Annotated in this window: 27 protein-coding genes; 17 read left to right on the plus strand and 10 right to left on the minus strand. The window is 33.7% G+C overall.

The features are described 5' to 3' along the window. The 4 genes from DESAMIL20_RS08330 to DESAMIL20_RS08345 are packed head-to-tail and all read right to left on the minus strand — an operon-like array spanning position 1 to position 4514. A complete protein-coding gene (locus tag DESAMIL20_RS08330; RefSeq protein WP_086034395.1) occupies positions 1–270 on the minus strand; it encodes an EscU/YscU/HrcU family type III secretion system export apparatus switch protein in 270 nt (89 codons plus the stop codon). Beyond that, positions 251–2377 (minus strand): LPS-assembly protein LptD, encoded by a 2127-nt coding sequence (locus tag DESAMIL20_RS08335; RefSeq protein WP_086034396.1) that lies wholly within the window; start codon positions 2375–2377, stop codon positions 251–253. Before DESAMIL20_RS08335 ends, DESAMIL20_RS08330 begins: the two co-directional genes overlap by 20 nt. Then, positions 2374–3963, minus strand: coding sequence for a glycoside hydrolase family 57 protein (locus tag DESAMIL20_RS08340; RefSeq protein WP_086034397.1), 1590 nt, complete (start codon positions 3961–3963; stop codon positions 2374–2376). The genes DESAMIL20_RS08335 and DESAMIL20_RS08340 overlap by 4 nt, the downstream gene beginning before the upstream one ends. Then, positions 3960–4514: a DUF4912 domain-containing protein gene (locus DESAMIL20_RS08345; RefSeq protein ID WP_158090565.1), complete on the minus strand. Its 555-nt coding sequence runs from the start codon at positions 4512–4514 to the stop codon at positions 3960–3962. The genes DESAMIL20_RS08340 and DESAMIL20_RS08345 overlap by 4 nt, the downstream gene beginning before the upstream one ends. Before the next feature lie 177 nt (positions 4515–4691). Between DESAMIL20_RS08345 and DESAMIL20_RS08350 the strand changes: the two genes are divergently transcribed. Further along, positions 4692–5888, plus strand: coding sequence for a D-alanyl-D-alanine carboxypeptidase family protein (locus tag DESAMIL20_RS08350; RefSeq protein WP_086034399.1), 1197 nt, complete (start codon positions 4692–4694; stop codon positions 5886–5888). On the opposite strand, the gene DESAMIL20_RS08355 is transcribed toward DESAMIL20_RS08350, so the two are convergent. Genes DESAMIL20_RS08355 through DESAMIL20_RS08375 form a run of 5 tightly spaced genes read right to left on the minus strand, consistent with a single transcriptional unit; the run spans position 5889 to position 11745 of the window. Next, on the minus strand, positions 5889–6350 hold the full coding sequence (locus tag DESAMIL20_RS08355) for a DUF2284 domain-containing protein (RefSeq protein ID WP_086034400.1): 462 nt from the start codon (positions 6348–6350) through the stop codon (positions 5889–5891). 3 nt (positions 6351–6353) lie between these two features. Next, on the minus strand, positions 6354–8024 hold the full coding sequence (locus DESAMIL20_RS08360; RefSeq protein WP_086034401.1) for a glutamine--tRNA ligase/YqeY domain fusion protein: 1671 nt from the start codon (positions 8022–8024) through the stop codon (positions 6354–6356). Between the two features lie 31 nt (positions 8025–8055). Continuing rightward, positions 8056–9222, minus strand: a complete 1167-nt coding sequence (locus DESAMIL20_RS08365; protein WP_086034402.1) for a cation:proton antiporter — start codon at positions 9220–9222, stop codon at positions 8056–8058. Continuing rightward, entirely contained in the window at positions 9219–10595 is a 1377-nt protein-coding gene (locus DESAMIL20_RS08370; protein ID WP_086034403.1) for a potassium channel family protein, read from the minus strand. The genes DESAMIL20_RS08365 and DESAMIL20_RS08370 overlap by 4 nt, the downstream gene beginning before the upstream one ends. Further along, positions 10588–11745 (minus strand): MFS transporter, encoded by a 1158-nt coding sequence (locus tag DESAMIL20_RS08375; RefSeq protein ID WP_086034404.1) that lies wholly within the window; start codon positions 11743–11745, stop codon positions 10588–10590. The genes DESAMIL20_RS08370 and DESAMIL20_RS08375 overlap by 8 nt, the downstream gene beginning before the upstream one ends. Positions 11746–11927: 182 nt before the next feature. Between DESAMIL20_RS08375 and kdsA the strand changes: the two genes are divergently transcribed. The 13 genes from kdsA to DESAMIL20_RS08440 are packed head-to-tail and all read left to right on the plus strand — an operon-like array spanning position 11928 to position 22864. Continuing rightward, positions 11928–12716, plus strand: coding sequence for a 3-deoxy-8-phosphooctulonate synthase (gene kdsA, locus DESAMIL20_RS08380; RefSeq protein ID WP_204218585.1), 789 nt, complete (start codon positions 11928–11930; stop codon positions 12714–12716). Next, positions 12700–13734: an LptF/LptG family permease gene (locus DESAMIL20_RS08385; RefSeq protein ID WP_086034405.1), complete on the plus strand. Its 1035-nt coding sequence runs from the start codon at positions 12700–12702 to the stop codon at positions 13732–13734. Before kdsA ends, DESAMIL20_RS08385 begins: the two co-directional genes overlap by 17 nt. Position 13735: 1 nt before the next feature. Then, complete coding sequence (locus DESAMIL20_RS08390; RefSeq protein ID WP_086034406.1) at positions 13736–14527, plus strand: pyruvate, water dikinase regulatory protein; 792 nt, start codon at positions 13736–13738, stop codon at positions 14525–14527. Positions 14528–14575: 48 nt separating this feature from the next. After that, positions 14576–15034, plus strand: coding sequence for a LapA family protein (locus DESAMIL20_RS08395; RefSeq protein WP_086034407.1), 459 nt, complete (start codon positions 14576–14578; stop codon positions 15032–15034). After that, complete coding sequence (locus DESAMIL20_RS08400) at positions 15027–15395, plus strand: hypothetical protein (RefSeq protein ID WP_086034408.1); 369 nt, start codon at positions 15027–15029, stop codon at positions 15393–15395. Before DESAMIL20_RS08395 ends, DESAMIL20_RS08400 begins: the two co-directional genes overlap by 8 nt. Before the next feature lie 39 nt (positions 15396–15434). After that, positions 15435–16469: an AI-2E family transporter gene (locus DESAMIL20_RS08405; protein ID WP_275074323.1), complete on the plus strand. Its 1035-nt coding sequence runs from the start codon at positions 15435–15437 to the stop codon at positions 16467–16469. Continuing rightward, the gene (purM, locus tag DESAMIL20_RS08410) at positions 16459–17457 is read left to right on the plus strand and encodes a phosphoribosylformylglycinamidine cyclo-ligase (protein ID WP_086034742.1); all 999 of its coding nucleotides are present in this window, start codon (positions 16459–16461) and stop codon (positions 17455–17457) included. Before DESAMIL20_RS08405 ends, purM begins: the two co-directional genes overlap by 11 nt. Continuing rightward, positions 17445–18095: a phosphoribosylglycinamide formyltransferase gene (gene purN, locus DESAMIL20_RS08415; protein WP_086034410.1), complete on the plus strand. Its 651-nt coding sequence runs from the start codon at positions 17445–17447 to the stop codon at positions 18093–18095. The genes purM and purN overlap by 13 nt, the downstream gene beginning before the upstream one ends. A gap of 10 nt (positions 18096–18105) precedes the next feature. Further along, entirely contained in the window at positions 18106–19530 is a 1425-nt protein-coding gene (gatB, locus tag DESAMIL20_RS08420) for an Asp-tRNA(Asn)/Glu-tRNA(Gln) amidotransferase subunit GatB (RefSeq protein WP_086034411.1), read from the plus strand. Further along, positions 19527–20807, plus strand: a complete 1281-nt coding sequence (locus tag DESAMIL20_RS08425; RefSeq protein WP_086034412.1) for a dihydroorotase — start codon at positions 19527–19529, stop codon at positions 20805–20807. The genes gatB and DESAMIL20_RS08425 overlap by 4 nt, the downstream gene beginning before the upstream one ends. A gap of 4 nt (positions 20808–20811) precedes the next feature. Then, positions 20812–21624, plus strand: coding sequence for an acetyl-CoA carboxylase, carboxyltransferase subunit beta (gene accD, locus DESAMIL20_RS08430; RefSeq protein WP_086034413.1), 813 nt, complete (start codon positions 20812–20814; stop codon positions 21622–21624). Beyond that, on the plus strand, positions 21611–21946 hold the full coding sequence (locus DESAMIL20_RS08435; protein ID WP_086034414.1) for a hypothetical protein: 336 nt from the start codon (positions 21611–21613) through the stop codon (positions 21944–21946). The genes accD and DESAMIL20_RS08435 overlap by 14 nt, the downstream gene beginning before the upstream one ends. 6 nt (positions 21947–21952) lie before the next feature. Further along, positions 21953–22864 carry a nuclease-related domain-containing protein gene (locus tag DESAMIL20_RS08440; RefSeq protein WP_086034415.1) on the plus strand — a complete coding sequence of 304 codons (912 nt, stop codon included), beginning with the start codon at positions 21953–21955 and terminating at the stop codon, positions 22862–22864. A gap of 10 nt (positions 22865–22874) precedes the next feature. Here the strand turns inward: DESAMIL20_RS08440 and DESAMIL20_RS08445 are convergent, their stop codons facing one another. Next, on the minus strand, positions 22875–23216 hold the full coding sequence (locus DESAMIL20_RS08445) for a hypothetical protein (protein ID WP_086034416.1): 342 nt from the start codon (positions 23214–23216) through the stop codon (positions 22875–22877). A 123-nt stretch (positions 23217–23339) separates the two neighbouring features. On the opposite strand from DESAMIL20_RS08445, the gene DESAMIL20_RS08450 reads away from it, so the two are divergent. The 3 genes from DESAMIL20_RS08450 to DESAMIL20_RS08460 are packed head-to-tail and all read left to right on the plus strand — an operon-like array spanning position 23340 to position 25858. Continuing rightward, complete coding sequence (locus DESAMIL20_RS08450; RefSeq protein WP_086034417.1) at positions 23340–24041, plus strand: flagellar basal body L-ring protein FlgH; 702 nt, start codon at positions 23340–23342, stop codon at positions 24039–24041. Then, positions 24017–25138: a flagellar basal body P-ring protein FlgI gene (locus DESAMIL20_RS08455; protein WP_086034418.1), complete on the plus strand. Its 1122-nt coding sequence runs from the start codon at positions 24017–24019 to the stop codon at positions 25136–25138. The genes DESAMIL20_RS08450 and DESAMIL20_RS08455 overlap by 25 nt, the downstream gene beginning before the upstream one ends. Next, positions 25139–25858, plus strand: coding sequence for a transglycosylase SLT domain-containing protein (locus DESAMIL20_RS08460; protein WP_086034419.1), 720 nt, complete (start codon positions 25139–25141; stop codon positions 25856–25858). Positions 25859–25864 lie beyond the last annotated feature (6 nt).

The raw sequence follows: 25864 nt of genomic DNA on the forward strand, positions 1-25864 counted from the left end.
TCATAATTTTTTTAGTTTATAGACAAAACTAAGTATTTTGGCAACTACCTCGTACAGCTCTTGCGGTATTTGGTTATCAATATTTAACCTGTACAATTCCTTTGCAAGGGCTGGTTCTTGCTTTACATAAACATTATGTTCTCTTGCAGTTTTTTCAATTATAAAAGCTAAATAACCTTTGCCTTTTGCAACCACTTTTGGCGCATTATCTTTTTCTGCTAAGTATTTTAGAGCTATGGCCTTTTTTATATCATCGTTTTTTAAAGACACCTATACCTCTAAGTGAAAGCGTAACCCAAAAACCAATATTTTTATTTGCTACATATGTGTTGCCAACCTGTTGCGGCACAGCATTTTGAAAAACATCCATACCAAAACCCCAACAATCGCTTGTGTAATAAAAACCTGCCCTTTTTTCTGGAAAATACCTATCAAGTATATCTCTATTTAAACTCACGTAGGCGTAGAGTCTTTTGATTGGATAAAAAAATACGGAATATGTAATGCCATTGCTTGTAGTGTTAAAATCGAGATCTTTTGCCGTGGTGTAACCAACTGAAAAACCAAAAGTTTTAAAATTAAAGTTCAAGTTATCCGCTGTGTATGTAAATGTATGCTTTTGCCACTGATAATAGGCTTGGGAGGAAAAATTAAAAAAAGAAAATGGCGAGATGCGTGTTTCTTCATAAATTGGACCATTTGTGTAAACATACTTTGGAGAAGTATAAGCCTCTATAGGATCTAGCGGTTTTATAGGCGCATTTGCGAAATTTGCAAAACGGTACTCCTGCGTTATTTTATTGTAAAAAATTTCCCTGTATGAAGCCTCATTTTTATCATTTAAGCTTCTTTTAATTACAGTATTTTCAAGTGTTAAATCCAGTGCACTTTTTTGGGGATATGTATTTACAAAATCTGGAAACTCCTGATTAACTTTTGGCACAAAGGTATAGCTAATTTGAGGGGCAATAATATGTTTTAGCTTATCACCGCTGGATAAATCGTATATTTTAAAAAATGATGTTCTAGCTGTTAGATCAAACTGTGGCACGACGCTTGAATTCTGACCATTTAAACCATTTGAATAATTTGAAAAAATATAATGCAAGCTAGCTTTGGGCAAAAAATTTATAAAACCCAATTTAAAAGGATAAGACAGGCTTGGTGAAACATCAAGTAAATTTCCCCTTAGGCCATCTTGTCTATAGTTGTAAGAGTAAAGCGTAGAAAAATCCAATGATAAGGTTTTATAAACATTCAAGTTTGACGCATCAAAAAGTATCTCGGGTAGTTTTTGAAGCGTTTGAGAATTATTGGACGTTACCAAATCTTGATAAAAATAGCTATTTATACCTAAAGAATATGGCCCATTTTGCAGCAAGTACATAAGTTTACTTGTTGTATAGCGATTACTGGTAAGCTGCATATTGTCGTCATTTATAACACGCAGGTTATTTTTGTTGCTCAAATAATGAATATCTGCCTTTAAATCACCGTAGTTGTCAAAATTTGCATTTTGAGTAATATCAAGATTAAGCCTTGTGCGCTTGGTATCACCAGCAGGAGAGGTTGTATCTTTAAACAATTCAATATCCCACTGGCCTTTTATATTATTAGTCCAATAGTATCTATACTGAGTATCCAAACCATAGCCAATTTTTCCATCATACTGAGATGTAAGTGTGGCATCTTGAGATTTATTAATTGCCCAATAATAAGGCTGATAATACTTAAACCCGTTTGTTTTAGAAAAACCAAAGCTAGGAAACAAAAAGCCGCTTTTTCTCACCAAAGGTTCTTCTATAGCAGGAAATACAAAGACAGGAATTTTGCCAACATTAAACCACAATGGGTAGCTAAATACGTAGTTATTTTTTACAATATAGGTATTTTCTGCATGTATTGACCATTCTGGCGCATATTTTGTATCAAACGACAAACACTCTGGGCAATCACACCCAGTGATAGTAGAGTTACTTGCGTAATAATGATCTTTATCATCCATAATAATACGTTTTGATTTAATGTACAAGTGATTTTGTGCAACAAATGCGATAGCATCATCTGCAAAGCCTCGAAAAGTATCGATATTAACTACAGCTTGCGTTCCCTTAACCCAATCGCCTTTATTATCGTAAATTTGTACATTGCCGTAGAGCTGTACTATACCATTTGTCTTGTTGTAAATTGCTTTATCGGATTTTAATATATGATCATCCTTTGTAATTTTACAATTGCCTATAGCAATGTACGTAGTAATTGCTTCATCGTAAGTAATGTGGTCTGCTTTTATAAAAGTAGGCGTTTGATTCGTACTTGCATAAGCTATATTAACAACAAATATTACAATTACTAAAACAAAAAAGAGGTACTTCAAAGTGCATAAACCTTGAATGAAATTTTAGGAAAAATTTTATCTCTAAACTCAACTGTCTCCAAAAAAGTTTTATCTATAGCTTGTTTTTCTAAAAACTCCAACAGCGTATCAAAACGCTTCAAGTGTAGTTTTGTGCGCTTTATCGCATAATCTACCATAGTGCCTGTTTTCATAATAAAAGCCCAATCAGAGCTTTGCGCAAGCAATAACTCACGTGCCATTTGATTTAACAAACGCCTGATTTTTTTATCTTTGGTATTTTTGTACAGCGTTGCTTTTTCAATCATTTTTATACCAGCTTCAAATAAAGGCCTGTATATCCATTCGTTTGAACCCTCACACCATACATCGCCGTAGCCTTTATAACCCCAGCTTGACTCGCACAAACTGCTCATCTGGTTTGTAGGAAACTTACGCAAATAGTCTTTAGCGCTAGTAAATTCAACACCAAATTCTTTTGTATTGTGCGCTTGTCTAAAAATTTCCTCTAAAAAATTTATACCTTCCCACCACCAGTGACCAAAAAGTTCACAATCAAACATAGCGTTAATCATAGGTTTTCTATCCATAACGCTATTTAAGTACTCAAATTGATTTTTCCTGTTAAATAAAAAATTAGCTACGTGCGTTGTTATTTTATTTTTGGCCCAAGCAGGGTAATATGGTTCTTTGCTGCCTAAATCTTCAGAGTCAGAAGTAATGCGGTAATACTTTAAACCTACAAAGCGTCTTTGGCCGTCTAAGTGCAAGTATGGTTTTATGTAGTCATAGTTTTCATCAAAACCAATATCTCTATAAAACTCTCTATAATCAAAATCACCAGGGTAGCCTTCTTTGGCACTCCATACCTGCTTTGACGATTCTGGATCTCGGGCAAAACAAGCAACCAAGCTTGGCGTATACATTGGTGCATAAACACCATACTTTGGCATATCATCAGCATACATAATACTGTGCGTTTCACCGTAAAAATACTCTATATTATTTTTTGACAAAATTTCTTCAACATCTCTATAATAGCCACATTCTGCAAGCCAAATACCATTTGGCTTAAAACCAAATGTTTGCTCAAAGCTATCTACCCCTACTTTTACCTGAGCTTCAGCCAATTTTGGTAATGCTTGCATAAATGGTAAAAAACCATGCGTTGCACTGCAGGTAATAAGCTCTAATTGGCCGCTTTTGTAAAACCTCTTAAAGCCTTTTGTAAGATCAAAATCGTACTTTTCTAATACTTCTTGGTTTGACTTTATCCATTTTTCGTACATCAAGATAGATTCGTAAAAAGGTGTATTGATTTTACGTTTTTTTTCTTTGCCTATAAGCTCTTTTAGCTTGTATATTCTTCTTTCTAGCTTGCCCATTAAATAACCATCTTTCATCATTGCAGCAAGCGTTGGCGTTATGCTCATTGTTAACTTAAATGGTATACTGTCATTATAAAGCCTTTCAAACATAGAAAGCAACGGCATATACGTCTCAAGGCATGCTTCATAAAACCAGTCTTCCTCTAAAAAATCTTCAAACTCAGGGTGCCTTACAAATGGCAAATGCGCATGTAAAACTAAATTTATATAACCACTCATTTCATCACCCCTATGGATGTTTGAGAAGGTTCTTTAAAATTAACAAAAGCACAACGTGTAATTTCTTCAATTTTAACTGTTTTTTCCTTAAATTTATCAAAATTTTTCGTAACCATTTTTATAGTTGTGTTTGTTGAGATTAAATTATTTGGCATTCTTACAAAGTTGGATTGCAAAAGTCTAACAAATTTATTTTCGGCAAAATAACCCAACTGCAATACAAAATTTGCAGATGGTATAAGACCATTTATTCTGTATCTTCCGCAATAAATACCTACAAAACTATCTTTGTACCAATTGAATTTATCCTCAAAAAAATTATCAATATTTGTCACATCAAACAATCTTATATAGAGCTTACCATCAAATTTTTTATCATACTCCCAAAATGTAAAAAGATCCGTTGGGTTTACAGCAAAAGCTACAAAACGCGCAGTGCCAAAACACTCTTTAATTGATGTATCCTCCACCTGTTGCCAATATGTACCAGAATAATACTTGATACTTTCAATATAGCCTTGCTCATTTGATTGAATATTTAAACCATACATTACTAACCTCCTATTGTATTTAAACATACTAAAATTTACTAAAAGTGTCAAATAAATACGCTAACTAGTGCTTATTTTTGGCATACTTTGACAAATTTATGGTAATTATAAAAACAACTTTTTAAAAAACTTGACTTTATAAAAATTTTTTTTAATCTTTAGGTTTGGAGGTGACAGGTGAAGATTGAAAAGAAAAGGAAAAAAAATAAGCTACCAATTTTTATATTGATTTTGGTTGTTTTGGTAATTATTCAAATGCTTAGACCAATTGGTAAACCAAAAATTAAATTAGCTATGAATACGGATCAAACAATTAACGGTAATCTAAACATACTATGGCCCCCGCACACACAAAATGCGATTGCTATACAAAATGAAGGTCTAATTGAAAAAACGGCAAACCAAACCCCACTCCCCACAGCAAGTGTAGCAAAAATAATGACAGCCTATATTATACTAAAAGATCATCCACTTAAATTCGGCGAGAGTGGCCCTACGTTAACAATCACGAATCAAGACGTGCAAGAATACCTAGCCGATAAAGCTGGCGGTCAATCTGTTGTAAAAGTTGCAGCTGGCGAAAAATTAAACGAAAGGCAAATGCTAGAAGCTTTGTTGTTGCCTTCTGCAAATAACATTGCAACTCTACTTGCTAGGTGGGATTCTGGTAGCGTAAAAAGTTTTGTTGAAAAAATGAACGAAATAGCAAAACAATTAGGTATGACAAACACACACTATGCTGACCCAGCAGGCATCAGTTTAAATACACAAAGTAGTGCCTATGATCAGGTTTTGCTTGCACAAAAAGCTTTTGAAATACCAACGTTTAGACATATTGTGGGCATGGCGCAAGCAAGTTTACCAGTTTGTTCTACAGTCTACAATGTAAACTATGTGTTAGGTAAAGACGGGATTGTAGGTATAAAAACAGGTTCTATGCCCCAAATTGGTGCTAACTTTGTTTTTGCTGCAAAACACTTTGTAGGTTATAAGCAAACAACGATAATTGGTGCAATATTTGGCGCACAAGGCCAAGAACCATTAATGACAGCGCTCAATGGTGCGATAACAGCCATAAATAGCACAAAACCATGCCTTACCTTAAAACAAATTATAAAGAAAAATCAATTAATTGGCACATTATCCTATCCAAACGGCCTTAAAACAAATATTATTGCAAAAGATTCCATATACAGTTTAGTTTGGTCATCAAAAAAAATAAACATCAATGTTAAAATTGATAAAAACTTAAAATTACCTGTAGAAAAAGGTCAAAAAATAGGCAATTTAATTGTTAATGATAAAAAGGTGCCCATTCTTGCCCAAACAAGTATAAACAAACCAACTCTCATACAAAAGCTAACAAGACTATAGTTATTCTATTAACACTAAGCCGTAAAGTACGCTTTCTTTGAAGTCTATATCTGCTATAGAACGCACCTCTATGCCCACAGCGTCAAGTGAATAGCGCACTAAAGTTGGCCTAGAACAAACTTTCGCATCCTGGTAAGAACACGTTTCACACAAATTGCAATTGCCCGGAAAAAGCGCATATGCGTATAATTTATTCTGTGAAAAAAAGAATTTTTCCTTATTAAGCAGCATTTGTAGCATTTCTTTCTTTTGGGTTTCAAAAAAATTATTATCGATAAAACATTTAACCAATAATGCTTTTGTGTAGCTGGAAAGCCATTCTTTTGCCAAATTATAATCTGGTGCCTTTGGAGGACACGAAGGGTTTTTATCATATTGAGGGCAGTTTGTGCATTTTATTATACTTCTTGGTGAGACTTTAATATCACTTACATTTATACTTTTTTCAAAAATAATGTGCATTCTTTAAGATTTTTTTAAAATCTTTGAATAGCTATCTTTTAAATCGACAGTTTTGTTGAAAATTATATGATCCTGTGCAGAATCTATGTCTTTACAAAAATAGCCCAGTCTCAAAAACTGAAAATTTTCAAAATCTTTAGCCTCAAGGAGAGATTTCTCTGCTTTTGCATCTTTTATAATTAGCGAGTTAGGGTTCAAGTTTGCTATAAAATCGTTTCTCTCATCGGTTTCTTCGGGGTTTTCTTTTAGAAAAAGCTTATCATACATTCTTAGCTCTACATCAGTGCAGTCTTTTGCGTTTACCCAATGAATAGTGCCTTTAACTTTTCTGCCATCGCTTGTCCAGCCACCTTTAGAATTTGGATCATATGTGCACCAAACCGTTGTAACATTGCCATTATCGTCTTTTTCATAACCAGTACACACTACATAGTAAGCAAATACCAACCTCACTTCTTGCCCAACAAACAATCTGCGAAAACCTTTTGGAGGTTCTATTGCAAAATCACTGCGCTCAATAAACAATTCTTTACTAAAAGAAACCAACCTTTTGCCAAAAGAGTTATCTTCAGGGTTATTAGAGGCCTCAACATAATCTATTTTATCTTCTGGGTAATTTTCTATAATTAGTTTAATAGGATCTTGCACAACCATTGCCCTTTTGGCTTTCTTATTTAATTCTTCCCTTGCGCAATGGTCAAGCAAAGCATAGTCTATTGTGCTGTTGCTTTTTGTTACACCAATTTTTTGTATAAAATCCTTTATAATATCACTGGTAAAACCACGTCTTCTTAGACCTTTAATTGTCGGCATCCTTGGGTCATCCCATCCGTTTACATAGTTGTTTTGCGCCAAGTAAAGGAGTTTTCGCTTACTTAAAACCGTGTGTGTTATATTTAATCTGGCAAACTCGATTTGCCTTGGATGAAACACACCAAGCTGATCTAAAAACCAATCATACAATACCCTGTGGTCTTCAAATTCAAGCGTGCATAAAGAATGGGTAACTTTCTCAATTGAGTCTTCTAGACCATGCGCCCAATCGTATGTAGGATAAATACACCACTTATCTTCAGTTCTGTGATGTGGGGTCTTAATGATACGATACATGACGGGGTCACGCATATTGAGATTTGGGTGGGACATGTCAATTTTTGCCCTTAATACACACTCGCCTTCCTCAAACTCACCATTTTTCATCTTTTCAAACAACTCTAAATTTTCTTCGATGCTTCTGCTTCTATATGGACTCTTAATGCCTGGTTGCGTTAATGTGCCCCTCAATAGTCTAATTTCTTCTGGACTTTGATGGCATACATATGCCTTGCCTTGCTTAATAAGTGCTATTGCAAGCTCATACATCTGACCAAAGTAGTCTGATGCATAGTATACTTTATCGCCAAAATCATAGCCAAGCCATTTTACATCTTCGATAATGGAATTAATATAATCGAGATTTTCTTTTGTAGGGTTTGTGTCATCAAATCGCAAATTACACTTGCCATCAAATTTTTTTGCTATTTCAAAATTTATTACTATAGCCTTTGCGTGACCAATATGCAAATAACCATTTGGCTCTGGTGGAAAGCGTGTTTGAACATAATTAAATTTGCCATTTTTTAGGTCTTCTGTAATGATTTCTTCTATAAAATTAGATGCTTCCAAAAATTCCATAGGTGTTATTGTACATAAGTTTATCAAAAAATCAACATTTGCATAGCGGTGCGCTTATTGATTTAAAAATATTTGGATACACAATACTTGCTAACATAGCACTTAAAACAAGCATGCTTGCGCTCTTATCATCCAAAACGCCAAAACTTTTTCCAAACTGCGATACAGCAACAAGCAGTGTCAAGGGAAAAGAAGTGCCCATTGGCGCAATTAAGACTTCTTTTGCTTTAAAATCTGAAAACAACAAAACAAAACTGGATAAATATCTAATTAAAACGATAATAATTACTACTAAGCAAGCATCTTTAATCATATTCAAACTCATCATTGCGCTTAAATCAAAAGATAGTCCTACATGTATGAAAAAAATCGGAACCAAAAAGCCATTACCGATTATACCAAAGCTTGTTTTTATGTTTTCATTTTCTTGCAAAGATAAAGACAAAATAAGACCGCTTATGAAAGCGCCCAGAATTGGCTCTATCCCTAAAACATTCGACAAAAAAACAAATACAATTAGGTTTAAAAAATTTGTTCTAATCCCGGTTTCTGTTGTATTGCCTGTTTTTAGAAAAATTTCGCTCAAATGCGGAAACCACCACAAAAAGAGCTTAAGCAGTTTTAAAAATAAAATTGATAATACAATAAACACACCAAGTTGAACTATTTTTACAAAAGATTCCACACTAAAACCAAATTTAAAATACAGGTTAAAAATAATTATTGCAAAAAGGCTAATTATCTCACCTATACTGCCAAGAATCAACACTTTTAAGCCAAAAGGCTTATTTATCATATTTTGTTCTTTTAAAACAGGGTAGAGCAACCCAATAGATGTGACGCAAAACACTAAAACAAAAATTATTGGCTTTTCTAACTCTTTTGTCATCAAAAAGCCAAACATAATAATAACAACAAAATATAAAGCAAATACAAACGCATCTTTCTTTGTAATATGTTTTAATGCTTTGATATCCAATTCCAAACCTGCCATATACATAAGCACAATAAAACCAAACAAAGATAAAAAATTTACTACAATAGAATTGTGCCAGGTTAAACTTAATGTATTTCTTATTGCTATGCCATATAAAATCTCACCAACAGCAGACGGAATTTTAAGTTTTTTCGAGATGAATGGCATTAAAAACATTCCTAATATAATAAGCAAAAGTCTTAAAATATCGCCATCACTCATAATGGAATTACCAACACACTGTTTTTTATCTTTTTGGTAATTAAATAATCAATATGCGGTTTAAAAAAAGAGATTTTTGAGTTTTTGTCGTAGTTTAAAACAACAAGATGGTTTGGAAAGTGCTTTGCATATTCAATGGTACCAATAACTGGATTTTTTACTTGTGTTTTAAAGTTAATTTTTGTTTTATACACGCTTTCAAAATCCCTCACAAGTGCTGCAGCTTTTCTTATTTGAATTTTTTCGCTTAAAGAAGATAAATTGTCTGGCATAACATTTAATAAAACTTTATATTCTATATTGAATATTTTTGATAACTCAATTGTAGTTTCGAGTACAGATAACATATCAAAAGAATTCATGACCGCTATTATGCCTTTGTAGGGGTAAGCTCCTTTAGCAATTAAAAACGGTTTTGCACAGTTTTTGAATATGAATTTTAGCTTTAAATGCAAAAAGTCGTTAAATTCAGGCAACACATAAACGCCTACATCTTCTTTGAAAGAAAATACTTCCGAAAGCTTATCCATAATAATATCTGGTACATTTATCTTTGGATGATTGAGTCTGTCTGATAAAGGTAACTTGTATGAAATAAGTGTCCATTTAGCTAATAGATTTTCTGCTAAATACATTGTTTCATTTATTATGCTTCTTTGCTGGTTTTCTAAGGCTACACACTCGTTACCATATTGGGATGGAAACTGAGGTATACCTTTTAACAAAATATTTGCGATATTTTCAAGTGTTTTTGGGTGCCCAACAAGTATCACTTTGTCATTTATCTTTATAATTGAATCTCCATTTGGTATAATGAGTTGATCTTTTCTATAAATAGCAGCCACATGCCAAGTTTTTGCTTTTAATGTGCTTAATTTCTTATCCGTTAAGTGCGATTTTGATAAAACGCTCACTTCGATAACCTCAGACTCGCCAAGTCCTATATTTATAGCTTTTGAATAGTTTCTTTTAAGTCTGCCTATAACAGTTTCAACAGCTAAATCAATGGGTTTTATGATTTTTGCATTGTACTGTTTGAATTCTTCTTCATGGTCATTGTCGTATGACAATACAATAATAGGCTTGTCCAAATGAAAATTTAATCTTATAATGCGGCACACTTCAAGGTTTACATCGCTGTCTCTAAGTGTAGTTATAATGGCTACAAGGTTCTTTAAATCGAGCTTTTTCCATGTAAGTATACTACTTGCGTCTGCATGTATAAGTAAGCAGTTCTTAAATTGTTCTTTAAGCGAGTTAACCTTTATGGAATCTATATCAAGCGCCACCGTAGGGTATAGTTTTGATACTTCTTCAAGAAGCTTTATCTCAAAATATCCAAGACCACATAAAATTACGAATGGCTCATCCATAAATTTTTAGCGGTTTGGGTTTTTTAATTAACATCGAGCAAATTACCGCAAAAACTGGCAATACCTCGATAATGTAAAAAACTGCACCCAGCCCAAAATAGTCACTAACCACACCAAACAGACTCACGCCAATACCTCCTGTACCAATTGCAAAGCCTGCTGCAATACCAGAAGCAAGTGCCTTTTTGTGAGGCAAAAACTCCTGAGCTAAAACCACTGTAACAGAAAATGTTGATATCAAAACAAATCCAACCAAAAATGCAAAAACAAACAAAGCTACCTCATTTTTTATGTTATTAAAAATTATATTTAAAATTAATGTCATAATCATAGTTGTGAGTAGAGTATTCTTTGTGCCAATTCTATCGGCTAGCATGCCACCAAAAACAGTACCCAAAGCCCCACCTGCAAGCAAACAAAACAATAATATTGACACAAAAGAGGGCTGATCTTTTAGATACATTGCATACTTAAATGGCAAATAAGACATTAAACCAAAATATATCCATGTCCTAAACAAAATGTACAAAATAAGAAAAAGTAAACTAATCCTATCTACGCTAAATTCAATTGGTAAATTTATTTTTTTGTTTTCTGTTTTTTTTGTTTTTTTATTAAGAAGCAAAATTTGTATCAAAATTACTATGGGAAGACTTACAAAAAGCACGCCCAAAGTGCCTTTCATATCAAATTTGTATATCAAAAAGTACATTAATGGTGGCCCTATGGCAAAACCAATATTGCCGCCTAATGAAAATATGCTCATACCAGTAGCTTTATTTGCTCCTGTATAGTTGCTTGCCTCATTAAAAGCCATAGGATGAAATGCGCTAACGCCCAAACCGCTTATAGCAACAAGCACAAGCAAAAGATAAAAATTATGCGCCAAACCAGAAAACGCAACACCCAAAGATGCAAGCAAAATCCCTAAAACTATTAAATACCTCATGTTTTTCTTATCGCCAATATAGCCAAAATATACCTGTATAACGGAAGAGAAAACATTTGTTACAAGCAAGATAACCCCTGTTTGTGCATAATTTAGACCAAATTCTTTTTTAAAAAAAGGCAGACAAGCGGGCACGGCACTTTGATTTATATCAGTTATGATATGCCCAATAGACAGCAAAATCAAAGCAAACCAATTCACCGTACAATTATACTAATTTTTTTAAAAAAATGCTAATTTTATTACGTCATAAAAATAAACGCAAGCAGTAAAAATCCACATTATATATACTTTGTATCAGGTCAAAAGACAATGCAAAAATGCCGTAGTTGAATTTGAAACTTAAGCATTTATTTGGTATAAATACAATGGAGGCAAAAAAAATGGAGAATTTTTTTATAGCAGGACCATGTGTTATAGAATCAGAAAAAATTGTTTTAACAATAGCCGAAAAACTAAAACGCTTAAGTGAAAAATTCAATATCGAAATTATTTTTAAAGCCTCTTTTGATAAGGCAAACCGCTCAAGCATAGATTCATATAGAGGCGTTAGTATTTATAAAGGCATGGAAATTTTAGCCAAAGTAAAAGAAACTTTCAATGTGAGACTTACAACCGATATTCACTTGCCAGACCAAGCAGATATTGTAAAAGACACCATTGATGTCATTCAAATACCTGCATTTTTGTGCAGACAAACCGATTTGTTAGTAGCAGCTGCCAAAACAAAACGTATTGTAAATATTAAAAAAGGGCAGTTTATGGCACCATGGGATATGAAGTATGCTATTGAAAAAGTTGCTAACTCTGGGAACAACAATATATGGCTAACAGAAAGGGGCTCAAGTTTTGGATATAATAACTTAGTGGTAGATTTCAGAGGTATGCTTATTATGAAAGAACTGGGCATACCTGTGATTTATGATGCTACACATTCTATGCAATTGCCAGGTAGTGCAAAAAGTAGCCTGGGCACGCCCCAATATGCGCAAATCCTTGCAAAAGCCGCAGCAAGCATAGGTGTAGACGGTTTATTTTTTGAAACGCATATTAATCCAAAAGAAGCTCTATCTGATGCTTCAAATATGATTAGCCTTGATGAGTTTGAAAATGCAATACCAGAAATACTAGAACACTGGCATATCTCAAAAAAATATGAAGCTCATTTATAGATACATTGCCAAAAGGTTTATAAAGGTCTTTTTACTTGTTTTTGTTATAGCACTTAGTCTTTTTTATGTGATAGATTTTTTTAATAACCTTTCGACACTCATATCAAATAAAGTAAATTTATCGTTGGCTTTGTACTATTACCTAGCATATACACCTAAAATGACGTATGTTTTGTTGCCATTTGTATTCAGCATAAGTACACTTATCACTCTCGGTTATATGGCCTACACTAACGAAATCCTAGCGATAAAAAATAGTGGCGTAAGTACAATGAAAATAGCTACACCAATCTACACTATTGCTATTGCTTTGGTGTTGTTTATGTTAGTTCTTGATAATTTTATAGTACCATACACATACGATAAAGCTTTGCTTATCAGAGAAATATACATTGAAAACAAAAATCAAAATCTTTGGGCTAAAGAAGGTAATGTTTTTGTAAAAATCAATTCGATTTTTTATAATCAGAAACTAGCTAATGGCGTTGAAGCATATTTTGTCCAGCACGATAGTATAAAAAAAGTCGCTTTTGCTAAACTTGCAAAAATAAATAACTTTTCCGTGACTTTAGATAATCCTACTATTGTAAACTTAGAAAAAAGTAATATCAAATTATTTTCACAAAAAAAACTTGATTTAAAGGGATTTAATTTTATTAGTTTTGTAAAGAGCTTAGAGTACCAAACACCAAATATATTTGAACTTTACAAAAAATCAGTGATTTTTTCACCAAACCGATTTTTGTATATATCAGAAATTACTTTTAAAATTATTTACGCTTTAAGCTTAATCGCCATTTTGCCCTGCTTGCTTTTTATGAGTATTAATATTTCTGCAAGGAAGGATGACCTTGTACGTAAAGTATTTTTAGGTACATTGTATTCTTTAACTTTTTTTGGAATATTGATGCTTTTTAATGCAATGGCTCAATCCAAGATTATTAATCCAATATTTCCTATATCAATCGTGGTAATTATATGGTTTTTATATTTTCTAAAAAAAGTTCTGGAGAATTAATATGAAATATATTTATGTAGTTTCAGATGGCACGGGCGAAACAGCCCTTAGGTTTGTAAGGGCTTTTTTGGTTCATTTTCCAAAATCTGAGGTTATACTTAGGCGTTTTGGAAATGTAAATAAAGAAAAAGCCACAGAGATACTAAAAAAAGCTCTGATTGAAAAACCACTTATTGTAACCACTATTGCAAATAATGATTTAAGGCTTGCCATCTCAAACCTTTTCACGCAAAATAATATTGATATAATGGACCTTTTTGGTTATTTTATAGAAAAATTTGAAACTTTTTTACAAGAAAAAGCTATAAAAGCCTCTGGTCTGCTTCATACTATTAGCGATAAATACTTTGAAAAAATAAAAGCAATCGAATACACAGTGATGCATGATGATAACAAAAGCGCAAAAGACTTGGACAAAGCGGATATTATTTTAATTGGCTTATCAAGGACAAGCAAAACACCCCTTAGCATATACCTATCTCAAGAAGGCTACAAAGTAGCTAACTTTGCTATAGTTAGAGGAGAAAAACTCCCAGATGCACTATATAGTATTAATCAAGATAAGATATTTTTCTTAAGCATAAGTCCAGAGCGATTGTACGAGATAAGACAAGAACGAGCAAAAAAACTAGGAGTCAAATCTTACGCGCAAAAATCAAAAATTTATGAAGAAATTGAGTATGCAGAGAGTTTATACAAAAAACACCGACAATGGAAAAAAATCGATGTAACTAAAAAATCGATAGAAGAAGCAGCAAGCGAGATAATAGAATATTTATCAAAAAAAATTTGATTTTTGTAAGTTTCCATTATATAATCAAACAATTAGGAGGTGCGTTTAATGAATATAGGTGAAGTTTCATTGGTTATTATAGCGGTTGTTTACTTAGGTTTTGCTATTGCAGGTTTGGTTGCCTTAATTTTGGTCAAAAATCAGTATAGCCAGATGCAGAAAAAAATTGACGAAATAAAAAAAGAAATTCAGCCATTTGTAGCCGATTCAAAAGATATGTTTTACAAAGCCACAGATATGGTTAGTATGACAAGGGAGATAATGCTTAGCGTTGAAGAACTTTCTAGCAAAGCAAAGGGCACAATATCTGATGTTTTAGATGGCGCAAAAGAAACTTCAAATTCAGTTAGCAACCTGGTAATTGATACTAACAAAAAAGCTAAGGCGCATATTGAGTACGTTTTTGATAGAGTAGAATCAATAGAAGAAAAATTAGACGAAGTTTATGCTTACTTGTTTGGTATTGCAAATTTTGTAAAAAAATTTAAAGGAGATAAAGATGAGTAAAAAGTACCTGCTTGGTATTGCATTGATTGGGGCTAGCATAGCTTCGACAGCTCTATGGTGGTTTCTTAAATCCGAAAAATCAGAAGAAACAAAAAATAAGCTATCCACTCTAAAAGACAGAAGTGTTGAAACGCTTAAACAACAAAAAGAAAATATCGAAGAAAAAATAGAAAACCTAGCTTCAAAAATTGCCCAAAACTCAAGAGAGCTTGTTGAAAAAGGCAAAGATTATATTGATGAAAAAAAGAAATTTTTAATAGAAAATATAGAAGAAGCACAAAAAGCTATACAGGAAGAAAAAGAACGCTTGAAAGAAATTAGAGCGAGACTTAGGGAAAAACAAGAAGAAGAGGTTATATAAATTTTAACCAAGCATCAACAAAAAACATATTTTGAACATATAGCTTTCTTTGTTTTAATTGTTGGGTTAGTTTACCTATTATTTTTTAAGGTAGTTTTTTTTACAGTCATACTGATATTTTCGTATTTTTTAAGCGAAAGTATTTATCCTTTCGTCAAACTTACAAGCCGTATCGGAGTACCTATATGGCTTTCCTCTCTTTTAGGTATTTTAATAGCATTGGCTATCATTGTATTTATATTTTCTCTAATTGTGCCCATATTGATTCAACAGATAAATAATCTAAATAAATCAATACCTCAGCTTATTGTAAACCTAGAAAATGCTTTGAATCACCTATACTACTCTATTTTAGCACGCTTTGGATGGAGAAGGGAGGTTATAGTTTTTCTGAATAATATAGTAAGCAATATTCAAGCCTCCGCGCCTACTTTTGCGTTATCTTCTATGTTTAGCATAATAAAGGGTTTAACTGCGCTATCGGCTTTAGTAATCATCCCTATTATATCATACTTTATGCTTATTATAAGGAATTATTACAGAACGAGTCTAAAAAATTTTATATACAATATTTTGGGTAGAAATTATTTAAATGTGTTTATTCAGATTTATGAAATGAGTATCGGCTATATAAAAAGCCTTTTAATTGTAATACTCATTGTTACCATACTCACATACATAGGTTTTAAGATTGTTGGGCTTGATTACTCTATTATATTTGCTTTACTTAGCGGTCTTGCTTACATTGTACCATACATTGGAAGTGTAGTAGCTATTATTCCACCACTTTTTTTAGCTATTGCCGTAAATAAAAGTTTTCTGTTGACACTTGAAGTAGGCTTAATCTTTATTTCGATACACTTTATTATCGGAAATATCGTAGCTCCGTTTATTTTCTCTAAAGCAATAAATATAAATCCACTTTTCGCGCTTGTTGCTATTGTATTTTTTGGTGAGCTTTATGGAATATTGGGTGTCATATTTGCAATACCCATTGCAGGTATTATAACAATAGTTTACAAAAACTTTGAGCCTATATTAAAAAAACGAAGGGAGCAAGATGATAAATTATAAAGACAGTGGCGTAGATATTAATAAGGGGAATAGATTCGTAGAAAGTATAAAAAGATTATCCAAAGATCTACCAACTAAAGGCTTTATATCAAAAATCGGGGCTTTTAGCAGCCTGTTTAGTTTGAATCATTTTGGTTGTGATAGTGTTATTGCAAGCACAACAGATGGCGTTGGCACAAAATTGAAAATTGCCTTTTTAGCAAACAAACACGACAGTGTAGGTATAGACTTAGTGGCTATGAATGTAAACGACATTATAACAACAGGTATTATGCCTACATTTTTCCTGGATTATATCGCATATAGCCAGTTAAGCGACAAAGTATTGGAAGATACATTTAAAGGCATAGCAGAAGGTCTAAAACAGTCAAATTGCGCAATAGCAGGTGGTGAAACTGCACAAATGCCTTCAATGTACAACGAAGGCGAGTATGATTTGGCTGGCTTTTGCGTAGGCATTGGAAAACAAGACGAAATTTTTAACGGAAATGTAAAAGAGGGGGATTGTTTAATAGGTATTGCTTCAAGTGGGTTTCACTCAAATGGATATTCATTAATAAGAAAAGCGTTTTTCGAATTAGCTAAATATAATTTAGACTATTCAGTTGGTAACAGAACCCTTGCAGAAATTTTACTTACACCAACAACCATTTATGTTCCACATATCAAGTTAATCAAACAGTATGTTAAAGCAGCAGCACATATCACAGGCGGTGGTTTTATAGAAAACATACCACGATGTTTGGAAGGTTTTGGTTGTGAAATTAATACACAAGCTATACCAACACAAGAAGAATTTCTATTAGTTCAAGACATTACTAAACTCCAAAAACAAGAGATGTATCGTACATTTAATATGGGTATTGGCTTTGTGTTTATAGTTGAAGCGTCAAATAAAGATATTGTGTTGAAAATTTTACAATCGCACAACATAAAAAGTTATCACATAGGTTATGTAGTAAAAGAAGGCGGCGTTTGTTTAAAATAGTATGTATGCTCTCTGGTAGAGGCTCAAATTTTAAAGCAATACTGGATAATATACAAAATAGTATACTAAAAGCTCAAATTGTATGTGTTGTTTCGGATAAGCAATGCGCAGGTCTTGAAATAGCAAAGCAAAACAACATCGAAGCCATCTTTTTAGACCCAAAAGGTTTAACGAAAAAAGAATACGCTCAAACACTTATAAAAACAATCAAACCATACAAGCCTGATTTGATAACCTTAGCAGGTTTTATGCGCATATTAGACGATAGCTTTGTAGATGCATTTGAAGGGAAAATTGTAAATATTCACCCATCACTATTGCCACTTTTTAAAGGTTTAAATCCCCAAAAGCAAGCACTTGAAGCAGGTGTAAAAATTAGTGGCGCTACAGTACACTTTGTTACAAATGAGCTAGACAGCGGTCCAATTATCATCCAAGCAGCCGTTGGCGTGTTCGAAAACGACACACCAGAAAGTCTTGCTGATAGGATTCTAAAGGTTGAACACAAGATTTACACAATGGCAATAAAGTTAATTATAGAATCAAAAGTAGCCTTCACTAAAATAACTTCTGGCTATAAGGCTGAGTTTAAAGATACTGTGCAAACGAGAGATTTTATTATCAACCCACTTATTTAGGAGGCCTTCAATGAAGTTTGAACCCACAATTGGCTTAGAGGTTCACATTCAACTTTTAACAGATAGCAAGATATTTTGCTCTTGCTCGACAAAATTTGGCTCGCTACCAAACGAAAACGTATGTCCTGTGTGTTTAGGTATGCCTGGCGTTTTGCCGGTTTTGAACAAAAAAGTAGTGGAATTTGCACTAAGGCTTGGACTTGCGCTAAATTGTACGATAAATAAATACTCTGTTATGGCAAGAAAAAATTATTTTTATCCTGATTTACCAAAAAATTACCAGATCTCACAATACGAGCTACCCATATTAACTGGTGGTTATGTAGAAATTGAAGATGAAAATGGCTTCAAAAAAATACCCCTTGAGCGTATTCACATAGAAGAAGACGCAGGCAAAACCATACACACATCAAATTCAAGTTTGATAGATTATAACAGAACTGGCACAGCACTGCTTGAGATTGTATCAAAGCCTGCCATAGAAACACCAAGGCAAGCTTACGAGTATTTGAGATCCCTAAGAAGAATTGTGAGGTATTTAGGCATTTGCGATGGCAACATGGAAGAAGGCTCACTGAGGTGTGATGCAAACATATCCATAAAACCAAAGGGCCAAAAAGAATTAGGCACAAAGGTTGAAGTTAAAAATATGAACTCCTTTAAGCATGTCGAAAAAGCACTTGAGTATGAATGGAATCGCCAGATTCAGGCTGTTATGGACAACCAGAGTATTATTCAAGAAACAAGACTATTTGATGAAAAAACACTCACAACAAAATCCATGCGCTCCAAAGAAGAAGCTTACGAGTATAGATACTTTCCAGATCCTGATCTTGTACCTATTTCTATTAATGATGATTTTACCCAATCCGTAAAAGGCAATTTGCCAGAACTGCCATTTGAAAAAATGCAACGATTTGTTAAACATTACAGTATAAAAGAAGAAGATGCAAAAACGCTTGTTGAGTCAAAAGATATTGCCGATTATTATGAAGAGTCTGCAAAACTGTCAAATCCCAAAGCGGCTTGCAACTGGATTTTAACCGAAGTTTTAGGATATTTAAACAAAGAAAACAAAGACATAACGCAATGCAAAATTAAACCTGCAAATTTAGCGGAACTTATTAATTTAGTTGAAAATAATGTTATTAGTGGTAAAATAGCAAAAGAGGTTTTTGCAAAAATGTATGAAAATGCCCTTTCACCTAAAGTAATTATAGAAAAAGAAAACCTAGTTTTAATTCAAGATACAAGCATTATAGAAAAAGCTTTAGATGAAGCAATAGCGTCTAACCCGAAGGCAGTTGAGCAATACAAAACTGGCAAAAAGAATACAATTGGTTTTTTTGTAGGGGCTGTGATGAAAGCTACAAAAGGCAAAGCAGATCCAAAAATCGTCAATGAACTTATAATAAAAAAATTGGGTGATATATGAGAATCGTTATTCACTCAGGGCTAGTCATTGACCCAGCCAACAATCTTGAAAAAGTCACAAATGTTGTGATAAATGATGATAAAATTGAGCTTGTTGGAAATACAAACGGTTTATCAATAGATAAAGAAATTGATGCAAGTGGTCTTGTAGTGTGCCCTGGCTTCGTTGATTTGCATACGCATTTAAGAGATCCAGGCTTTACAAAAAAAGAGACTATACAAACTGGTGCAGCTGCAGCAGTAGCAGGCGGTTTTACAAGTATCTGCTGTATGCCAAATACAAACCCACTAATAGATAATGAATTGACGGTTTCCTATATCACAAATAAAGCTTCCAGTCTAAATATTTGCGATATCCGCCCAATTGGCGCTATCACAAAAAACCAAGAAGGCAAACAACTTTGTGATTATCTCAGTTTAAAAAGCGCAGGCTGCATTGCTTTTAGTGACGATGGAAAGCCTGTATCAGACGCAAATTTGCTATACACTGCACTTATCTACACTAAAAACAATGGAGACTTCATTTTTGCGCTTCACGAAGAAGACTACAGTCTTTCTAAAGGCGGCATTATAAACGAAGGCAAAACAGCATTTGGGCTTGGATTAAAAGGTATACCAAGCCTTGCAGAAAGTTCAATGATAGCACGTGATATTGAAATACTAAGGGCTGTTAAAGATGCTCGTTTGCATATATGTCATGTTAGCGCAAAGGAATCTATAGCGCTTTTAAAAAACGCTAAAAAAGAAGGCTTGAATATAACTTTTGAAGTTACACCGCACCATCTTGCACTAACCGAAGAAGAAGCTTACAATTACAACACTTATGCAAAAGTTAATCCGCCGCTTAAATCTAAAGAAGATCTAGAGTCAATCATAGAAGCATTCAAGCAAGATTTAGTGGATGCCATTGCGACAGACCACGCACCGCACGAGCTTGATTCAAAAAATGTACTCATTCAAGATGCAAGCTTTGGCATAAGCGGCCTTGAGACAGCTTTTGGTGTTGTAAATACTTATTTGGTCAAAAAAAATCTTATAAGCCTGTTCAAAGCCATAGAATTATTGTCCACAAAACCTGCTAAAGCGTTTAAACTAGACGCAGGGAAACTCACTGAAGGCTCATTGGCAAATATTGTTTTACTTGATCCCAACAAAGAGTGGGTGGTAGACTCAAATAACTTTAAATCAAAAGGTAAAAATACGCCATTTAACTTAAAAACTCTTTCTGGAAATATAGAGCAGACAATTTACAAAGGAAAAACTGTATATAGAAGGTGATGCTATGCTGTTTAAAAAAAAGAAAAAAAATGAAGAAAAATGGATCAAATGTCCATCCTGCGGTGAAACCGCCTATATCGACGAACTAAAGCGTAATTTTTGGGTATGCAAGTGTGGGTACTATTTTAGGATATCAGCAGAAAAACGTATTGCAATAACAGTCGACCAAAATAGTTTTAAAGAATTTGATCAAAGTATAAGGACTAAAGACCCATTAAACTTCGTTGATCTCAAACCTTACAAAGATAGAACAAACGAAGCTATTGAAAAAACTTCCAACAAAGAAGCGGTAGTGTGTGGCACATGCACCATAAAAGAAAAACCATGCGTCATAGTAGCAATGGATTTTTCCTTTTTGGGTGGTTCAATGGGGTACGCCACAGGAGAAAAGATTGTCAGGGCAATAGAAAAAGCCATAAAGCATAGTTTAGCGTTAGTTATTATTAGTTCTTCTGGCGGTGCAAGGATGCAAGAAGGCATATTGTCTTTGATGCAAATGGAGCGCACTTCTTTTGCTCTAACTAAATTGGCAGAAAAAGGATTACCATATATTTCTGTGTTAACAGATCCCACAACAGGGGGCGTGTCCGCAAGTTTTGCAATGCTTGGGGATATTATTGTCGCTGAGCCAAAAGCTCTCATTGGCTTTGCTGGCCCGCGTGTCATTGAACAAACTATAGGCCATGCTTTACCAGAAGGATTTCAAAGGTCAGAATTTTTGCTTGAAAAAGGTTTTATTGATTTAATATGTGAAAGAAAAGACTTGCCAGACACAATTGCTAAATTTTTAGAATTTTTTCACAATGACAGACGATGAATCTATAGCAATTGAAAAAATTGATCCGATTGAGGGTCTTGGTAAAAAGGAAGAAAGCTATTACAAACATCAAAAGCAACCACCAAAAAAACAAACACCAAGCAAAGTTTCATATAAAGAGCTTTTTGTAAAGCGTTTTCAAAAAAACCTAGATAGTTTTGATATCAATATTGTTATAAAAGATGGTAAAAAAATGTTTCGATTTTACTCAAAAAACTCACACAAAGAATTTTTTCAAAATTACGATTGTTTGTGTGAACTACTAAACTTTTGTGCCCAAAAAGAAGATCAGATAGGCATCAATGTTGATATAAATGTGTAGTTCAAAATGTTATTTTTTTGCATCATAACAAGATTTTGGGATAGATTTTTCTCGATTGAGCCAAGTGATCAAGAATTATTTGGCTTTGCCGCTGAGTCAATTTTGCAAAAAATTTTAACACAGAAAAATTATACAGCATTTTATAACCGCATACTTAAAAGCCCCTACAACAAACATCGCTTCTTAGAAATTGATGCAATTATTTATCACAATAATACTATTTTTTGCGTAGAAATGAAAAACTACAAGGGTACTATATATTATGCAGCTAATTTTCAAAATGATACATTTGATTCTTACAAAACCAACACAATCATACAGCTAAAAACTGACAAACACTTAAACCAAACATTCAAAGCATTACCTAATCCCCTTGATAAAACAAAATTTTTTACAAAACAACTAAGAAAGTACTTATTGCGATTTGATAATCGTTTTTCAACAATAAAGTTTAAAAGCGTTGTAGTTTTTTTAGATTCATCAACTAACATTGATGGCATTCAGTCATTTGAAGAAGGGTTAATATATTTTTCCCAATTGGAAGATTTTTTAGAACAACAATCGCAAAACGGCACCAATAATGCATGGGTATTGGATTATTTAGAGAAACTCCCAACTTTTGATAAAATAATTACCGTAAATAATCAAACAATACAGGGTATTTTGAAAGAAATAATCATCCACTGCCAAAAACCAAATACTGAACTAGATTTAAAAAAAATTAGAGCAATAGATATAAAGCACAAATTCACAAGTTGCAAAGCTCAAATAATGCTTCAATATAACGATTTAACCACTTGCGAGTTTGTGTGTGATAAACTAACAGTAATTTTAGACAAGTTTGGCACACTCCAAAAGCACAGACTTTCAAATATAAACAAAATTATCGTTGGCACACACAGCCTAAGACCGCTTTAATGGTTTAGCTTTACCTTGGCAATGCAAATGGCCCAACCACATAACCCCATGGGTTTACGTGTATTTGATATTGCTGTTTATTTTTGTTTTCAACTGTGGCATAATAAGCTGTGCCTCTTGGGACTTGAATTTTTTGAATGTTTAGTACTTTATAGTCTTTCATGTTGTTTGTGTCTAAAAACTGCCTAATCATATCATTTGCTTTTGCCTCTCCAATATTTTGAATTGGATATTGGGATTGACCAAAACCTCTCATCATTGGCCCAGGACCACCACCATAAGCATATGGCCCAGCAACGGCAATGCTGTAGCTTAAAAATACACCTGTTAGGGCAAGCGCTAATTTTTTCATAAAAACCTCCATTTTGATTTAGGTATAATATAATAATAGCACAACAAAAGTCAACAAAAAATTACATAAATGTAATTAAATTTGGAATGGATTTTGCTAATATTTACAATTGGGAGGTAGGATATGAAGTGGAAACACTTAAGTTTAGTAAGCATCGCTTTTGTGCTTGCTTCATGCTCAAACGCTCAAATCAAAGCAAATTACGAAAAAATGCCGCAATATGTAAAAGATCAGCCATCTATAGAAGAAAGTAATAAAGGTGCTTTAGGGTCTTTGTGGAGCGATGGTTCTTCTAGCCTAGTTGGTGATATAAAAGCTTCACATGTAGGTGATTTGGTAACAGTAATTGTTAGCGAACAAACTGTAAGTCAAAATACTTCTCAAACACAAACAAGTGAGTCATCCACAACAAATAGTGGCCTTACCACACTGCTTGGTATGCAAAATCGCATTTTTAGCGCTCTTAATTTAGCAAATGGAGGCAATAACAATCTAACAAACTTCGGTGGCTCAAGTAGCTATAAGGGTACTGGCACAAACCAATCGAGCAACACACTAACAGCAACCTTAGAAGCAAGAATTATTAAAGCATTACCTAATAACAGGTTCTTTATAAGAGGCGAGAAACAAGTATATACAAATGGCGAGGAGAACACAGTAGTATTAACAGGAATAATAAGCAAATACGATATTTCAAGCTCCAATACAATTGACTCAAGCTTGATTTCTGATGCTAAAATATATTATAATGGTAATGGTGTCGTAAGTGATACGCACAACATAGGGTGGCTTGCAAAATTATGGCAACTTATAAGACCTTTTTAAGAGTTATTGTAGTTATTATAGTTTTTTCATATAGTATAGGCGCTTATGCAACTGATGTTAGAATTGGAGACATTACAAATGTAAGAGGCGTCAGGCAAAATCAGCTTGTGGGATATGGTCTTGTGGCAGGACTTGCTGGCACAGGTGATGGCACAAACGCTAAATTTACAATACAATCTATTATTAATACGCTAAGAAGATTTAATATTAACCTACCTCCTGCACTAACAGCAAGCTTACAAACAAAAAATATTGCAGCCGTAATGGTTACCGCTAACTTGCCACCTTTTATCAAGGAAGGCTCTAGAATAAATGTAACCGTAGCTTCTATTGGTGATGCCAAAAGCTTGCAAGGTGGCACGCTTCTTATGACACCACTTATTGGTGCAAATGAGAACGTTTATGCAGTAGCACAGGGTCCTTTGTCAATTGGCGGTTTTAGTTTTGGCACAGCAGGGGGCAATGTGAGACAAAATTTCCCAACAACAGCTATAATACCAGATGGCGCTTTAGTAGAGCGTCAAGTTGAGGTTAACTTATCTGGCATGAATAAATTGTACTTTGATTTAAATCATCCAGACTTTACTATGGCAAACCGCATACAGCAGGCAATCAATTCACATTTTAAGCAATACATCGCCCATGCCAATGATTCAGGCAGTGTTGTTGTAGATATTCCAGATTTCTATAAAGGCGATATGGTAGGCTTTGTATCTTCAATAAACCAATTAACAGTTGAAAACGAAGTAAAACCGAAAGTAGTGATAGATGAAAGAACAGGCACGGTGGTAATTGGTGGAGATGTAACAATAAATCCAGTTAGCGTATCCCATGGCAACTTAACTGTAACAATTAGCCCAAACAAGCAGGTGTCACAACCAGCACCATTGTCGGCTGGCCAAACAACAGTTACACAAAACCCAACTATTACAGTAAATCAAGAGCAAAGTCATTTTCTAAACTTTTATAAAGGTGCAACAGTAAAAGATCTTGTTAACGCTCTAAACAAAGCTGGTGCTACACCAAACGATATTATTGCAATACTTGAAGCACTAAAGCAGGCTGGAAGTTTAAATGCATCGCTTGAGGTAATGTAGATGAATGTTGATAGTATAACAATAACAAACCAGAAAAACACAGATGATTTGCAAAAATTAAAACAACTATCAAAAGACTTTGAGGCAATTTTTATTGATATAATGCTTAAAACTATGAAAATTGGCGAAGATAGCACGCTTGGTAATTCAGCAGAAAACAGTATATACCAATCAATGTATCAAAATGCGCTGGCAAACCAAATTGCTAACACAAGTAGTTTTGGTATTGCAAGTTTAGCGTTCAACGCTTTAAAAAAGACAGTAGAAGACGCAAAAGCACCAAAAATACAAAAACCCATACCGTTAAATCAAAACAATTATATACCATTTAAGGTAAATTTACCAAAAGATATTTTAGATACAGTAAAAAAAGCTTCTGCTGCTTTCAAAGTACCAGAAAAATTAATCTTAAGTGTTATAAAAGCAGAGTCTAATTTTAACACAAACGCAATCTCTCCTAAGGGTGCAATGGGGCTAATGCAGCTTATGCCGGAAACTGCTCAAAGCCTCGGCGTAACAAATGCGTTTGACCCTGTGCAAAATATTATGGCTGGCACAAAATATTTAAGCAATTTAATTCAAAATTTGCAAAGTGTTCCGCTTGCTTTGGCAGCATACAACGCAGGACTTGGCAATGTCAAAAAATTTGACGGCATACCACCGTTTAAAGAAACCGTTCAATATATACAAAAGGTGATTTCCTACTATGAAAAAGCTTAAATTTTT

The organism is Desulfurella amilsii (genome assembly GCF_002119425.1).
GTDB lineage: Bacteria > Campylobacterota_A > Desulfurellia > Desulfurellales > Desulfurellaceae > Desulfurella > Desulfurella amilsii.